Genomic DNA, 14,288 nt, shown 5'->3' on the forward strand with positions numbered 1-14,288 from the left:
CCGCTTCGCTTGACAGCAGGTCGAAATCGTCATTCAATCGTTCTGTTGAATGACGATGCGTCGCAGAAGGGCCGATGTCAATCCGCAATCCGAAACAGGCGCTCTACGAACAGTTCGCAACCGTTGCCAAGGCGCTCGGCCATCCGCTGCGCCTGGAGATGATCGAGCATCTGGCGCAGGGCGCCCGAAGCGTCGAGGCTCTCGCCGCGAAGCTCGGCCAGCCGATCGCCAACATCTCGCAGCATCTCCAGGCGCTGCGCCGCGCCGGCATCGTCTCGGCCGAGCGCGACGGCAAGTTCGTGCATTATTCGCTGGCCGATGACAGCGTGCTTTCCGCCTTCGCCTCGGTGCGCGGCGTTGCCGAGCGGCAGCTTGCCGAGGTCGATCGCATCGTCCGCGGCTATTTCGATGCGCGCGATGACATGCGGCCGGTGACGCGTGACGAGCTGCGGGCGATGATGCGCGATGGGCTAGTGACGCTGATCGATGTCCGCCCGGCGGACGAGTTCGCGCTCGGCCATGTGCCCGGCGCGATCAACGTTCCGCTGCGGGAAGTCAAGGCATGGTCGGCCGGCACCGATGCCAGCAGGGAAGTCATCGCCTACTGCCGCGGCCCGTGGTGCGTGATGTCCTTCGAGGCGGTCGCGGCGCTGCGCTCGCTCGGGCATTCCGCGCGTCGACTGGAGGACGGCATGCCGGAATGGAAAGCCGCCGGCCTGCCGGTGGAAGTGGTCACCTGCGTAGCCTCCTTATAGTGGCTGAACTCGGCGTCGATGGCGATCCGTTTTGTTCTCCAGGTCGCTGTGCCGCAGTCTGGAACGCAGACTCCACAAGATGCGTTCACTCAGAAAAGCCCGCCTTTCTGAAGCCTGATGTGAAAAGCTCGAGAGCGACTTGGTCGGCGAACGGGAGACCTGAAACCAGCCGAACAGTCAAGTCGTGTTTCCTCGTCATTGCTTCCTCGACTTCAGCATGTGCCTTCTCCATCTCGTCCAAATGTGCGTATGACGCTGCGAGGAACGCATGAATGAAGAATTGGTCGCCAGCCTTCTGATACGAACCGACGGCTTCCGAATACCTTCCAAGCAGGAAGAGAGAGCTGCCCTTCACCTCCCAGAACCATATCGGAGGTAACGGGTCGCGCAGGAGCGCACTTTCGAGCACGTTGAGCGCCGTCTCGGCCCGTCCGCCGTAGTTGAGCCAGCTTGCGTAATCCCCTGCTATGTTCACGTCTAGCGGGTTCAGCGCTCGTGCTCGCTCGAAATGCGCTCCTGCATCGCTATGCTGGCGCATGTGCGTAAGCACCAGCCCCATGCTCTGGTGACAGACGCCATCGCTCCTGTCGAGAGCGAGCGCCGTTCGCGCCGAGTCCCAGGCCTTCTGCAGCGTCCGCGGATCGTTGTCGTACCAATATCTGCTAACAAGGGCCTGTGCGAGGAAGGCGTGGCCTTGAGCGAACGTCGAATCGAGCTCGACACACCGAACGAACAGAGGCTCGGCCTTGTCATTTTCATATCGATAGAAGTGCGCGCGCCCCTGCAGGTAGTAGTCGTATGCATCCCACTCGGCCGGCGGCTTGCGTTTGGTGCGGCTCGCCGAATCGGCCTCCGTCTGGCCTTCGACCATCGAGGCGATAAGAGCCGCAACCTCGTCTTGCAATGCGAAGATGTCGTCGAGGGCCCGATCGTATCGTTGAGCCCACAGGTGGGTGCCGGTGGCGGCGTCAATCAATTGCGTGGTGATCCGGATGCGTTCACCGAGTTTTCGTACGCTGCCCTCGACGAGGTAGCGAACTCCGAGTTCGCGATGGACCTCGGTACTGTCCAATGCCCGATGGCGAAATTGAAAAGATGAATTGCGCGCGATGACAAGGAGTGAGCGAAACCTGGCCAACTCCGTAATTATGTCCTCGGTTATACCGTCGCTGAGATACTGCTGGTCCTGATCGCCGCCCAAATTAGTAAAAGGCAGCACTGCGATCGATGGCTTGCCGGACCGGAGTATCGATTTGCTGGATGCGCTCGCCACCAGCTCGACAGTTCCGGTGAAGCGATAGCCGACGCGCGGCACCGTGGCTATCCACTCACCGCCGTTGTCAGTCTGACCGAGAGCCTTTCTCAGTATCGCGATTTGGACGGTAAGGTTGCCCTCCTCAACGGCGGTACCCGGCCAGGCAGCGTCCATCAGTTCGGCCTTGGTCAGGATATCACCGGGTCGTGCCGTAAGCGCGGCAAGCAGCATCAGCCCACGATGCCCAACGGCGATCGGGATCTCCTCTTTTAGGAGCGTCCCGATGTCGGGATCGAACACGAACGGACCGAAAGCGACGCGAGTCCCTTGCATGCTAGGCATATTAAGCGTTTCGAAGGTTTTCGGAAAAGGGTCAGGAACTGCATGCCTCAGCCCCGGGGGTTGTCCGGCGGTCGCCTGGCGAAATTCGCGCTCGGCGATCAATGTCCCCCCTCGGCGAAATGAGGCTGCATTGATCACTGCCCCAGGGTCCGAGCACGCTCGCATTCGAAATACCAGTCGAATACACTCGTCGGCGAAGCTTGACGGGTGGACGAGGCAGGCACCAGCGTATGGAGCGACGGCTCACCGCAATCCTTGCAGCCGACGTGGTCGGCTACAGCCGCCTCATGGGCGAGGACGAGGTCGGCACGCTCGATCGACTAAAGAGTTGCCGTCGCGAACTGATCGACCCCGCGATAGCCGAATACCATGGCCGCATTATCAAGCTCATGGGCGACGGTGCTCTGGTCGAATTCGCCAGCGTCGTCGACGCCGTCCAGTGCTCGGCCGTTATCCAGCGCCGAATGGTCGATCGCAATATTGGCACCACTGAGACCCGGCAGATCCGGTTTCGAATCGGCGTCAATCTCGGCGACGTCATCGTCGAGGACGATGACATTTATGGCGATGGCGTCAACATTGCCGCGCGCCTCGAGGCTATGGCTGAGCCGGGGGGTGTATGTATCTCGGGCACGGCGTTCGATCATGCGCTGCACAAGGTTGACGTCGGCTTTGCCAGCCTTGGCGAACAGCGGCTTAAGAACATCGCCGATCCGGTTCGGGCGTATCGGCTGCTGCTGGATCCCGCTGCATCGGGCAAGGTCACAGCCGCGCCACACCGGCCGCGATCGCGCGTCATGATCCTGGCAAGTATCGCCGGTCTGGTGATTGCCGCGATGGCCGGCTTTTTCGCATGGCAGAAGTTCTCCATGCCATCGCGGCCATCGGTTGCCGTGCTGCCGTTTGCAAACCTCGGCGGCGATCCGGGCCAGGACTATTTCGCTGACGGCATCACCGAGGATCTGATCACCGACCTCACCAAGCTTTCCGGTCTGGACGTCATCGCGCGCAACTCGGTGTTTGCCTACAAGAACAAGCCCGCGGCACTGGCTGACGTCGCGCGCGACCTTGGCGTCCGCTTCGTCGTCACTGGGAGCGTCCGCCGCACGGGAGAGCAGATCCGCCTCAATGCCCAGCTCATCGATACGGCAACGGGCGATAATCGATGGGCCAACCGGTTCGACCGTGGCATGGCCGGCGTGTTTGCCGTCCAGCATGAGATGAGCGGGGAGATCGCCAAGGCGCTTGGCATGCAACCTTCGGCAGCGGAAAGCGAGCGCATGGCGCGCCCGCCGACCGAAAACCTCGAAGCATACGACTTCTACCTTCGGGCCGAGCAGACAGCACGGACCGGCCGGCGTGACGGGCTGCGGGAGGCGCTCACGCTCTACGACAAGGCCGAGGAACTCGACCCAGCTTTTGCCGAAGCCTTCGCCGCGGATGCAAGCATGACGGTCTATATCTGGCGCGAATCGTTCAACGACATCATGCAGAGCGCCCCGGCGCGCAAGCGCGCCTATGAGAAGGCAAGCCGTGCGCTGCAACTCGATCCGGATCTTTCGTCGCCTTATGCAATTCTTGGCATCATGCAGGTCGTGGATCGCCGCTACGAGGAAGCCATCGCTTCGGTCGAGCGAGCCGTTGCACTCGGCCCGGGCGATGCGGAGACGCAAATAGCCCTTGGATACGTGCAATTGTTCGCCGGCAATCATGCCGAGGCAGCCGCGGCGGTCGAGACCGCGCTCAGGCTCGATCCCAACCTTTCGCCCATCAACCGGCAAACTGCCGGTCTGGTCTTCCTCATTCAAGGTAGCAACGACAAGGCGATCGAGGCGCTCGAACGCGTCCGCCATGATGCGCCATCGGTCGGAGATTTCACGATCACGCTTGGTGCCGCCTACGCCCGCGCCGGCCGCCTGCAGGATGCCAAGGCGGCGGTCGCCGAGGGACTGGGTGCCATGTCGACGCCGGGGTTCGATTCATTGTCCGCATACCGGCTCAACGGCGCCCAGTACCGCAACCCGCAGGATTTGGCTCTCATCGTCGACGCGCTACAGCAGGCGGGCTTGCCCGAATGGCCGTTCGCCTTCACCGGCGACGAGCACAATCGCTTGAAGGGCCACGAGATCGCCTCGTTGGTGCTGGGCCATACGCTGCAGGGCCAGCTTGAACCCGGTCTGCAATCAGCCTTCCTCCAAATCGGGAGCGACGGCAAGGCGGCCTTCCGCTCCACGACGCGGCTGGTCACTGAAATCGTCCGTGTCGATGGCGATCTCTTGTGCGAGCTGAGCGAGAATATGTTCGGGCGCCCTGACTGCGGTCCCGTCTATAAACGCCGCGACGATGGAAGCGGCGGCTATTCCTTTGTCAATTCAAGCAAGGTGTTTCACTTCACGGTGGTTCAGTAGATGCACGCGTCTCAGTGATATCTCAGGATTCGCGGATGGAAGGTATGGAGCGAAGGCTTACCGCAATCCTTGCTGCCGATGTTGTCGGCTACAGCCGCCTCATGGGCGAGGACGAGGTCGGTACGCTCGAGCGGTTGAAAAGTTGCCGTCGCGAACTGGTCGACCCCGCGATCAAGGAATTCCACGGTCGCATTATCAAGCTCATGGGCGATGGAGCGCTGGTCGAGTTCGCGAGTGTCGTCGATGCCGTCCAGTGTGCTGCCATGATCCAACGTCGGATGGCCGTCCGAGACCAGGGCACCTCCGACCCCCGCCACATCCGGTTTCGCATCGGCGTCAATCTCGGCGACGTCATCGTCGAGGAAAATGACATCTACGGCGATGGCGTTAACATCGCCGCGCGCCTGGAGGCGATGGCCGAGCCGGGTGGTGTATGTATCTCGGGCACGGCGTTCGATCACGCGCTGCACAAGGTGGACGTCGGCTTTGCCAGTCTTGGCGAGCAGCGCCTCAAGAACATTGCCGATCCCATTCGCGCCTATCGGCTGCTGCTGGATCCCGCAGCCGCAGGGAAAATCAAGGTGGCAGTTCGCCGGCCGGTATCCCCCCGGGCGATCGGGATGGCAGGAATCGCGGTCCTGTTCGTCGTGCTCCTTGCAGGATTGTTTGCGTGGCAATCGAGGACATCTTCCCTGGCCGACCGACCATCGGTTGCCGTGCTGCCGTTTACAAACCTCGGGGGTGATCCGAGCCAGGACTATTTTGCCGACGGCATAACCGAGGATTTGATCACCGACCTCACCAAACTTTCCGGTCTCGATGTCATCGCCCGCAATTCCGTCTTCGCCTACAAGAATCGGCATGCTGCGCTGGCCGATGTCGCGCGCGACCTTGGTGTCCGCTTCGTCGTTGAGGGCAGCGTCCGCCGCACCGGCGAGCAAATCCGCATCAATGTCCAGCTCATGGACGCAGCAAGCGGCGATAATCTGTGGGCTAATCGGTTCGACCGCGGCATGGCTGAAGTGTTCAGTGTCCAGGACGAGATGAGCGGGGAGATCGCCAAAGCGCTCGGTATCCAGGCTTCGGCAGCGGAGAGCCAGCGCATGGCACGCCCGCCGACGAATAATCTTGAGGCCTACGATTACTATCTACAAGCCGAGACGGCGTCACGCAGCGGCCTGCTGGCCGGTCTGCGGGAGGCGCTTGCGCTCTATGAAAAGGCGGAGGGGCTCGACTCCGCCTTCGCAGAAGCCTTTGCGGCCGACGCGCGCACGACCGTCTATGTCTGGCGCGAGTCCTTCAACGACATCATCCAGAGCGCACCAGCACGAAAGAGAGCCTATGAGAAGGCGAGCCGAGCCTTGGAACTCGAACCGGACCTTTCGTCGCCCTATGCTATTCTCGGTATCATGCAAGTCGTGAATCGCCACTACGAAGATGCGATTGCCTCTGCCAAGAAGGCTGTTTCAATCGGTCCGGGCGATGCAGACGCGCAAGCAGCCCTTGGATATGTCCAGTTATACGCCGGCAATCATGCCGAAGCGGCCAATGCGGTCGAGACGGCGCTCAGGCTCGACCCCGACCTTTCCGCGATCAACCGGGAAGCTGCTGGGCTGGCTTTTCTTCTGCAGGGGAATGTCGAGAAAGCGATCGAGACTCTCGAACGCACACGCGACGACGCGCCCACCGTTGCCAACTTTCGGTTTACGCTCGCTGCGGCGTATGTCCGCGGCGGCCGTCTACCGGATGCGAAAGCCGCAATTGCCGATGGGCTCCGCCTCGGAGCAGGGTCCAGCTATGTGGACTCCTTGGCTGGGTGGCAGATGACTCAACATTTCCGAAACCCGCAGGATCTGGCGACCATCGTCAATGCGCTGCGCCAGGCAGGACTACCCGAATGGCCCTACGGCTTTACCCCGGACGAACACGACCGGTTGAAGGGTGCGGAGATCGCGTCCCTCGTTCTTGGCCATACACTGCAAGGCCAGATCGAACCCGCACTACAACCAGCCTTCCTTCAGATCGGAAGCGACGGCAAGGCGGCCTTCCGCACGACGACGCGGCTGGTCACAGAGACCGTCTACGTCGATGGCGATCTCTTGTGCGAGCAGAGCGAGAACCTGTTCGGGCGCCCCGACTGCGGTCCCGTCTACAGACGCAGTGACTCAGCCGGCAAAGGCTACTCCTTTGTCAATACAAGCAAGGTGTTTCACTTCACGGTGGTTCAGTAGACGCACACCGTCTCAGTGATACTTATCAAGCTCCAAATTGGCCGCGACCTTCGGCCAGTTGGCATCGGCTTTCGGTATGTTTTCAGCCGCATGCGCGGCGAAATCGTCCGCATTGCCGACGTCGTAGATCAGGTAGAGCTTGCCGTCGATAATCTTGAATGCCTCGGGATCGACATTGACCGTGACCCCTCCGCCCACGACTTCGCCGGCACAGTAGCCGCCATATTGAGGAGCGTACTTGACCGGTTCGCTCATGAACATTTCCTGGTGTTTCTTGCTGGCGAAATGCCAGGGAGTCCCCAGCCATTCATAAGTGAATTCTTCGGAGCCCTTCACCGCCTTGCCGTCGGTGAAATAGGCGACCGTGTCGTAGCCCATAATTGCCACACCGCCGAAATAGCCGGTGTTTACCGAATCGTCGGCCCGGGCCGATCCCGCGCCGGCGACCGCAGCAACCGCGACCAGGGCGGCCGCCGCCAAATTCCGAACCAGTCGTGACTTGATCATCGTGCTCATCTGCATCCTCCGTTAATCGTGGATCTCGGCGCACTTCGCCGCGTTCGCCTCGCCAAGGATTTTGGCTTGGCAGGTAGCACCATGGCGTTTGAACAGACGTAAGATATCCGTGTTGCCCTTCCAGAATGCGCGCGTTGTCGGCATGTAGCCATGACCCTCGGGATGGTTCACATCGGCACCTTTCGCGATAAGGAATTCGGCCAGTTCGACGTGGTTTTCCTCGCCGGCCACCAGCAACGGCGTTGCACCCGCCTTGTTGGCGGCATCGTCGAGCACCGCGCCTTTTTCCAGCAACAGCTTGGCGATCGGCAGGCTGCCCGAGAAGGCTGCCGCATGAAGCGGGGTGAAGCCGCCCGAGTTCCGCGCCATGACGTCGGCACCCTTGCTCAGCAGGAATTCGGCGATTTCCGGTTGGTTATCCAGCGCTGCAGCGATGAGGAGGGTTGCCTGGTCGCGTGCCCGGCTGTCGACGTCGGCACCGCCTGCCACGGCTTGCTCCACTGCAGCCTTATCGCCGGCAGCGATGGAATCGAACAACGGCTCACCCGCGGCTGCTGTTGTAGCCACCAGTACCAGCATCACAAGTGCCAGCAGTCCACGCATCATGCAAGGGTAGCATATTAGCTAGGAGACATACAAGCTGCGTTGGGCTCATCGGGGCAGGTACCGGCCCAAGGAGAGCGCGCGCGCTGAGGCCCTGACAAGGCCCGTCCCTATTCTGGAGCGCCGGTTTTCGCATCCGCGGAATCGAACTCGAACGTGCCACGGCATCGACAAGCTGATACATTCCTCGATGCCTTTGTTAATCGGGCGGAGGGTCACGATGTCTGCGCGTTTTTATTCGCTCCTGCTGGCGTTTCTGCTGGCTGCACCCAGCGCCTTCTCCGAGACGCTGAAGCTTCCGGACAATCTGACGGGATTCAGTTCCCCTGCCGGCGAGAGCTTTCTTGCAGAGAGCATGGCGAAAGAAGCCTATTTCCCGCTCGCGAGCAATTTTCTCACGCAAAAGACGCAGTCCTATTGCGGCGTGGCAAGCATCGTCATGGTGCTGAACGCGCTCAACGTTCCGGCGCCCGCTGTGCCCGAATACGAACCCTATAAAACGTTCACGCAGGATAATGTTCTGAGTGACCGCACCGAGACCATTCTTCCTCGCCAGGTCCTGGACAAGCAGGGAATGACGCTCGACCAGATCGGGGCCATTCTATCCACCCAGCCGATCAAGGCCGAGGTCCGCCACGCTTCAGATGCCAGCCTTGAGCAGTTCCGCACCCAGGCCAGTTCGTTTCTCTCCAAACCCGGACACTTCGTCATCGTCAACTATCTGCGCAAGGCGATGGGCCAGGAGAGGGGCGGGCATATATCGCCGCTGGCCGCTTACGACGAGAAAGCGGACAGGTTCCTGATCCTCGATGTCGCGCGCTACAAATATCCGCCGGTGTGGGTGACAACCGCCGACCTGTTCGCGGCGATGAACACCGTCGACAGCGACAATGAGAACAGAACCCGCGGATATGTGCTGGTGTCGTCGCCGTCGGGAGAGTAGCTTAGCTGAACGTCCAGCAGAGAACACCCACAAGGGCACACTTGCGGAAGTCGGCGAGCGTATTCGCGACGTAGCTCGGCAGAAAAGCTGCCTGGCGAAAAGCGCACAGCAGAACTGCCATAGGCCCGCGTGATCGCAGGCGAGCCGCTGTAATTGACCTGTCGTAAATCTCAGTCCTTGGCGCGCTCGACATAAGACCCGTCGGCGGTCATCACCACCACGCGCGTGCCCGTGGAGATGTGCGGCGGCACGGCGGTGCGGACGCCGTTGGAGAGCACGGCGGGCTTATAGGAGGAAGACGCCGTCTGGCCCTTGGTGACCGGCTCGGTTTCCACCACTTCGAAGGTGGCGCGCTGCGGCAGCGTCAGCGAGATCGGCACGCCGTTGAACTGGGCGAGCTGCACGGCCATGCCTTCCTGCAGATAGGGCGCGAAGTCGCCGACCACGGCTTCGGAGGCCACGACCTGGTCGTAGCTTTCGGGGTTCATGAAGTGAAAGCCTTCGCCGTCGGAATAGAGGAAGGTGTGCTCGCGCTCCTCGACATAGGCGCGCTCGACCATTTCGGTCGTGCGGTAACGTTCCGACACCTTCACCCCGTCGCCGATACGGCGCATGTCGAGCTGGGTCACGGGCGTGCCCTTGCCAGGGTGGATGTTTTCGGCAAAGAGGATGACATAGAGCTTGCCGTCCTTATCGACGACGTTGCCTTTGCGTAAGGAGCTGGCGATGACCTTGACCACGATATTCGATCCCGTTCGAGTTTTTCGGCCTGCGAGCGTCGATTTATGCGAAGCGGCGACGGCGGCCATCGCGTGCGCCCTAGCGCATCTTGCGCCGAACCGCCAGCCTTCCGCTCTATTTTCCTGCCTATGACCGCCGCTTCGCCCTGGTGGACGCCCGATGTCCATGCCGATCGCCGGCCACGGCTGATGGCGCGCAATGCCATCGCCACGGCGCTCCGCGGCTGGTTCGGGACACGCGATTTCATCGAGGTGACGACCTCGGCGCTGCAGGTTTCGCCGGGCAACGAGGCGCATCTTGCCGCCTTTGCCACCGAGGCGATCGGCCCCGACACGTCGCGCCGGCCGCTCTATCTCCACACCTCGCCGGAATTCGCCTGCAAGAAGCTGCTTGCCGCCGGCGAGGAGCGCATCTTCAGCCTCGGTCCGGTCTGGCGCAACCGCGAGCGCGGGCCGCTGCACCACCCCGAGTTCACCATGCTCGAATGGTACCGCGTCGGCGAGAGCTATGAACGCCTGATGGACGACTGCGCCGAATTCCTGGCGCTCGCGGCGGAGAAGGCCGGCGCCAGGAGTTTCCGTTTTCGCGGCCGCGAGGCCGACCCCTTCGCCGAGCCGGAGCGGCTGAGTGTGGCGGAGGCCTTCGCTCGATATGCCGGCATCGATCTTCTGGCGACCGTCGCGGCTGACGGCAGCACGGATCGCGACGGACTTCATGCCGCGCTGATCCAGGCTGGCCTGCGCACCGCGCCCGACGACAATTGGGCCGATCTGTTCAGCCGGGTGATGGTGGAGAAGATCGAACCCGCGCTGGGGCAGGGGCGGGCCACCATTCTTTACGGCTATCCGATTGCGGAGGCGGCACTTGCCCGGCCGAGCGCCAGGGATCCGCGCGTCGCCGAGCGCTTCGAGCTCTATTGCTGCGGCGTAGAGCTCGCCAACGCCTTTGGGGAGCTCACCGACCCGGCCGAGCAGCGCCGACGCTTCCTTGCCGAGATGGACGAGAAGGAGCGCATCTATGGCGAGCGCTATCCGCTGGACGAGGATTTGCTCGCGGCCTTGGCCATCATGCCGCAGGCAAGCGGCTCGGCCCTCGGCTTCGACCGGCTGGTGATGCTGGCGACGGGTGCAACGAGGATCGAGGACGTGATCTGGGCGCCGGTGGCGTGATCCCGGATGCGTCAGCCCTTCACCCCGCGCTGGACTTTTTCAGAGTCCGCGACGCCAGGAAGTTTTTGTAACCTTTCTGGCCCATGCGGGCGGTCAACGCCTCGCGTGTCTCGGCCTCTCCGCATGCCGCCAGGATCTCGTCGAGATGATCGTGCAAAATATCCTGGATCACAGGGTCGTTGAAATAAGCATCCAAGGGAACGCCGTCCGGCACGCTTGGGGCATCCATCAGGCTCCAGAAGGCGCGCCCGTGGGTCGAGACAAAGTCTCGGGCACGTGAGGCCAGCTCGCGCACGATAGCGCTCCGGCGCGCGCGCGAACGCAGATGGGCCGCTTTGCTGAATGTCCTGAGGTCCGGCATCGAGATCTGTGCGCCGTGCACGTTGCTCCCGTGAATGCGGTAGGCCGATAGCGGAAGGTCTATGCAGGCCGAACCAGCCAAGGCATGGACGAACGGCATGAAATAATTGTCGGTCGCGGCATTGCTGACAACGGCCCGGGATGGCTTGCAGCGGACAAGGTAACGCCGTTTGTACATGTTTGCTGTCCCGGGCGACCAGTGCCAGCCAGGTTCGTGAGGTTCTATCACCGTGGACTGGCGCCAAAGCAATTCGAGCTCTCGCCGCTCTAATATCATGTGGTCTGACTTTGTCTGCCTGGGATCGAAAGGCCTGCCTGCCTTGCGGTGCAGGAACCCTCCAAAACCAGAAGACAGCGGCCGCCCGGAATGATCGGTTTCAAGAACGCCGCTCGACGTTGCCCCGATCGTCGGGCAGTCGCAATGAAGCTGGACATGGAGGGCCGCGAAGTTCGCGAACAGGAAATCGTCGGCGTCCACGATGCAGACCAATTCTCCCCCGAGACGATCCAGGACGTGGAGAAATGCGCCCATCTGGTGCAGATTGTTGTCCAGATATTCGAAGGCTAGCCTGGGGTCGGTATCCGCAAATCGCCCAATGACATCGCGGCTGCCGTCGGTCGACGCGTTGTCCACCACAAGGCATTCGAGGTCGCGATAAGTTTGCGACAAGACGCTCGATATGGCCTGGCCGACATACTGGCCATAATTGTGGTTGATGATGACGAAACTGAGCTTCGGCCGGGCCATCACCGTTACCGAACCCTCCGCAGGAATGCGCGGAAATCGCGGAACAGCGACTTTTGCAGATGGCGTATTGGGATTCGGCCTCCGAAACCGGCTCGCAAGATTGATCTCGCCTGTGCGCCGGAGAAGCGGTTCGTGATCTCCTTGCGGAATTTCTCGTCGCCGAAGACGGACCTTAGTTGCGGCGCGTTTTGTCTGAAAATTTCAACCGCGAGCTCATTCCTGAAATAGTCGCGCAACGCTGCGCCACTCTCACGCGTGACCCTGTCGACAGTCGGCCAGAATTCCAGTCCGAGCAGCCACTCGAAACGCTCGCTTTGTTCGAACAGGAACCTTACGCTTTCATATGTGAATTGCTGCGACTTGGCCGCGTAGCTTCTCGTTCCGGCGCGCATGCCCTCGATGCTTTCGCCGGCCGCAAAATAGTTGCTCGAGTGCAGGCGATAGCCCGACAGCGGCATGTCGATCAGCGCGCTGCCCGCAACTGCATGGCATATTGTGTTGAAATACCCGTCCGCCGCTGTCATCCGCGGCTTGCTGCCATCATCCAGCCGCAACAGACGCAGCACCGAGGTGCGGAACATGTTGGCGCTGCCGGGCGCCCAGAGCCAGCCTATGTGCCACCGCGGTATGGTCGCCGTGTTGGCGTCGAGAAACCGATACTGCGACGGAGAAACCGTAGGCAGCCGCAGTACGGTCTGCTCTCCGCGAAGGCTGCGCTGCGCGTCCGTCTTGTCCAACCGGTGGTGCAGATACGAGGCGGTAAGGATCTTGCCCGTCGAATCCATCTCGGCAACGTTGGCCGAGGTGAAGCCGACGCTTCGTTGCAATGCCATATGCACCTGGATGTGCATCGAGGCGTAATTGTCGAACAGCACGTCGTCCGCATCCACGAAGGTCACGAATCCGCCATTCACCTTGTCCAGCGCCCACAGGGCGGCGCCGAGCTGGCCGTGGTTCTGCGCCAGCGTTTCCATCCGGAAACGCGGATCGCCTTCGATATGCCGGGCAATCACCTCCGCGCTGTCGTCGGTCGACCCGTTGTCGATGACGATGCACTCGAAATGCGGATAGTCCTGCCGGCGTATGGAGTCGATTGTCGCGCCGACATAGCGGCCGTAGTTCCAGTTGATGACGACGAAACTGACGAGCGGCGGCGACAGCGCGCCGCCCGCCAGCTCGCCGATGTCGCGCCCAGCGATCGTGAATGACTTGGTTGCGCCGATCGATGCCTCGCCGATCTTGATTTTGCGTATGACGATCTGCTGGTCCTGGTGCAGCAGCTCATATTCGCCGGCGATCTGCTGCAGGAAGGCTTCCATACCCAACGCGGGACGTTTTGCCGCCAGCCGGTCTCTTCCCCACCGATAGTCGTCCAGGATCATCAGGCCCTCCTTGTCGAGCAGGTCCCAACCCAGTCTGGCATCGGTGTAGGTGGATGCGGCGGAATGATCGCCATCGACATAGACCACGTCGTACAGTCGCTGTTCGGCGGCCAGTGCCGGCAGGACCACCACCGAGCAGCCCCTGCGCTTCTCGACCCGGTCGGCGAAGGGTATGAGGTTCTGGTCGAAGCGTCTTTCGACCTCGGCCATATCGGATTCATATTTCGAGCCGCGCTCGACATGCTCTTCGCTGCCCTGAAAGGTATCCACGCAGGTGATGCGGGATTTTGGCAGGAATTGCAGGAAAAACAGCGCGGAGCGGCCCTCGAATGAGCCGATTTCCAGCACTGCGGTCGCGGTGTCGATCCTGTCGCGGAGGAGTTCCTCCCAAAGGTTCAGGTGATGGGAGGTCCAGTCATAGGTAAACCGTCCACCTGCGAAATAATCCATTCTTCCCCCAAGAGGTCCGGTGCCCGAAGCAAGCACAACCCCAATTGTCGGTGCGCCAACACCTGCCCGGTGATCGGCACCCCTCTTTTAATTCCAACCCCATTGCCCGAAAGTCACGGGCAAGTTGCAGCGTACCATCGGTCGCTCCGCCCCGTCGACGACAGACTGTGCATGGAGCCGAAGGACTGCGCCGAAATCTGCTGACAATGGAGGTCGAACTGGCCCGGGTGCCAGACGGGCGGCGAATTAAACCGAGCGCTCGTCATAGAAAGCGCGGATTTCGTCGGGATCACGGACCGGGCAGGCGAGTTGAAGGGGCGTTATGCGAAAATTCCGGAACGAGGATGGACCGCGGACGTCCTGCCGACCCTTGGGCGATTTGGTC

At 61.5% G+C, this 14,288-nt stretch carries 11 protein-coding genes; 5 read left to right on the forward strand and 6 right to left on the reverse strand.

Annotation, left to right across the window (positions count from 1 at the left end; genetic code table 11):
* Nucleotides 1-74: 74 nt before the first annotated feature.
* On the forward strand, nt 75-755 hold the full coding sequence (locus CK230_RS16350) for a metalloregulator ArsR/SmtB family transcription factor (RefSeq protein WP_095818190.1): 681 nt from the start codon (nt 75-77) through the stop codon (nt 753-755).
* Nucleotides 756-840: 85 nt separating this feature from the next.
* Here CK230_RS16350 and CK230_RS16355 read toward each other — a convergent pair whose 3' ends face one another.
* A complete protein-coding gene (locus tag CK230_RS16355; RefSeq protein WP_245429948.1) occupies nt 841-2,454 on the reverse strand; it encodes a winged helix-turn-helix domain-containing protein in 1,614 nt (537 codons plus the stop codon).
* A 128-nt stretch (nt 2,455-2,582) separates the two neighbouring features.
* Between CK230_RS16355 and CK230_RS16360 the strand changes: the two genes are divergently transcribed.
* Nucleotides 2,583-4,760, forward strand: coding sequence for an adenylate/guanylate cyclase domain-containing protein (locus tag CK230_RS16360; protein ID WP_095818191.1), 2,178 nt, complete (start codon nt 2,583-2,585; stop codon nt 4,758-4,760).
* 44 nt (nt 4,761-4,804) lie between these two features.
* A complete protein-coding gene (locus tag CK230_RS16365) occupies nt 4,805-6,991 on the forward strand; it encodes an adenylate/guanylate cyclase domain-containing protein (protein WP_095818192.1) in 2,187 nt (728 codons plus the stop codon).
* A 12-nt stretch (nt 6,992-7,003) separates the two neighbouring features.
* Here the strand turns inward: CK230_RS16365 and CK230_RS16370 are convergent, their stop codons facing one another.
* The gene (locus tag CK230_RS16370) at nt 7,004-7,507 is read right to left on the reverse strand and encodes a YHS domain-containing (seleno)protein (RefSeq protein WP_245429949.1); all 504 of its coding nucleotides are present in this window, start codon (nt 7,505-7,507) and stop codon (nt 7,004-7,006) included.
* Between the two features lie 12 nt (nt 7,508-7,519).
* Nucleotides 7,520-8,110 (reverse strand): ankyrin repeat domain-containing protein, encoded by a 591-nt coding sequence (locus tag CK230_RS16375; RefSeq protein WP_095818446.1) that lies wholly within the window; start codon nt 8,108-8,110, stop codon nt 7,520-7,522.
* Nucleotides 8,111-8,300: 190 nt separating this feature from the next.
* On the opposite strand from CK230_RS16375, the gene CK230_RS16380 reads away from it, so the two are divergent.
* Nucleotides 8,301-9,053 (forward strand): phytochelatin synthase family protein, encoded by a 753-nt coding sequence (locus CK230_RS16380; RefSeq protein WP_245429950.1) that lies wholly within the window; start codon nt 8,301-8,303, stop codon nt 9,051-9,053.
* A gap of 170 nt (nt 9,054-9,223) precedes the next feature.
* On the opposite strand, the gene efp is transcribed toward CK230_RS16380, so the two are convergent.
* Nucleotides 9,224-9,793, reverse strand: coding sequence for an elongation factor P (gene efp, locus CK230_RS16385; protein WP_095818447.1), 570 nt, complete (start codon nt 9,791-9,793; stop codon nt 9,224-9,226).
* A gap of 129 nt (nt 9,794-9,922) precedes the next feature.
* Here efp and epmA point away from each other — a divergent pair, with 129 nt between their 5' ends.
* Nucleotides 9,923-10,963 carry an EF-P lysine aminoacylase EpmA gene (gene epmA / locus CK230_RS16390; RefSeq protein WP_095818194.1) on the forward strand — a complete coding sequence of 347 codons (1,041 nt, stop codon included), beginning with the start codon at nt 9,923-9,925 and terminating at the stop codon, nt 10,961-10,963.
* Nucleotides 10,964-10,982: 19 nt separating this feature from the next.
* On the opposite strand, the gene CK230_RS16395 is transcribed toward epmA, so the two are convergent.
* A complete protein-coding gene (locus CK230_RS16395; RefSeq protein WP_095818195.1) occupies nt 10,983-12,071 on the reverse strand; it encodes a glycosyltransferase family A protein in 1,089 nt (362 codons plus the stop codon).
* A gap of 5 nt (nt 12,072-12,076) precedes the next feature.
* Nucleotides 12,077-13,939, reverse strand: coding sequence for a glycosyltransferase (locus tag CK230_RS16400; protein WP_141246037.1), 1,863 nt, complete (start codon nt 13,937-13,939; stop codon nt 12,077-12,079).
* Nucleotides 13,940-14,288 lie beyond the last annotated feature (349 nt).

This window comes from Mesorhizobium sp. WSM3859 (assembly GCF_002295065.1).
Taxonomy (GTDB): Bacteria; Pseudomonadota; Alphaproteobacteria; order Rhizobiales; family Rhizobiaceae; genus Mesorhizobium.

Excerpts from the sequence above, each read along its gene's own strand:
- CK230_RS16365 (WP_095818192.1), top strand. The coding sequence starts at position 4,805 with ATGGAGCGAAGGCTTACCGCAATCCTTGCTGCCGATGTTGTCGGCTAC.
- CK230_RS16380 (WP_245429950.1), top strand. The coding sequence starts at position 8,301 with ATGCCTTTGTTAATCGGGCGGAGGGTCACGATGTCTGCGCGTTTTTAT.
- CK230_RS16360 (WP_095818191.1), top strand. The coding sequence starts at position 2,583 with ATGGAGCGACGGCTCACCGCAATCCTTGCAGCCGACGTGGTCGGCTAC.
- CK230_RS16350 (WP_095818190.1), top strand. The coding sequence starts at position 75 with ATGTCAATCCGCAATCCGAAACAGGCGCTCTACGAACAGTTCGCAACC.
- CK230_RS16370 (WP_245429949.1), bottom strand. The coding sequence starts at position 7,507 with ATGAGCACGATGATCAAGTCACGACTGGTTCGGAATTTGGCGGCGGCC.
- CK230_RS16375 (WP_095818446.1), bottom strand. The coding sequence starts at position 8,110 with ATGCGTGGACTGCTGGCACTTGTGATGCTGGTACTGGTGGCTACAACA.
- epmA (WP_095818194.1), top strand. The coding sequence starts at position 9,923 with ATGACCGCCGCTTCGCCCTGGTGGACGCCCGATGTCCATGCCGATCGC.
- CK230_RS16395 (WP_095818195.1), bottom strand. The coding sequence starts at position 12,071 with ATGGCCCGGCCGAAGCTCAGTTTCGTCATCATCAACCACAATTATGGC.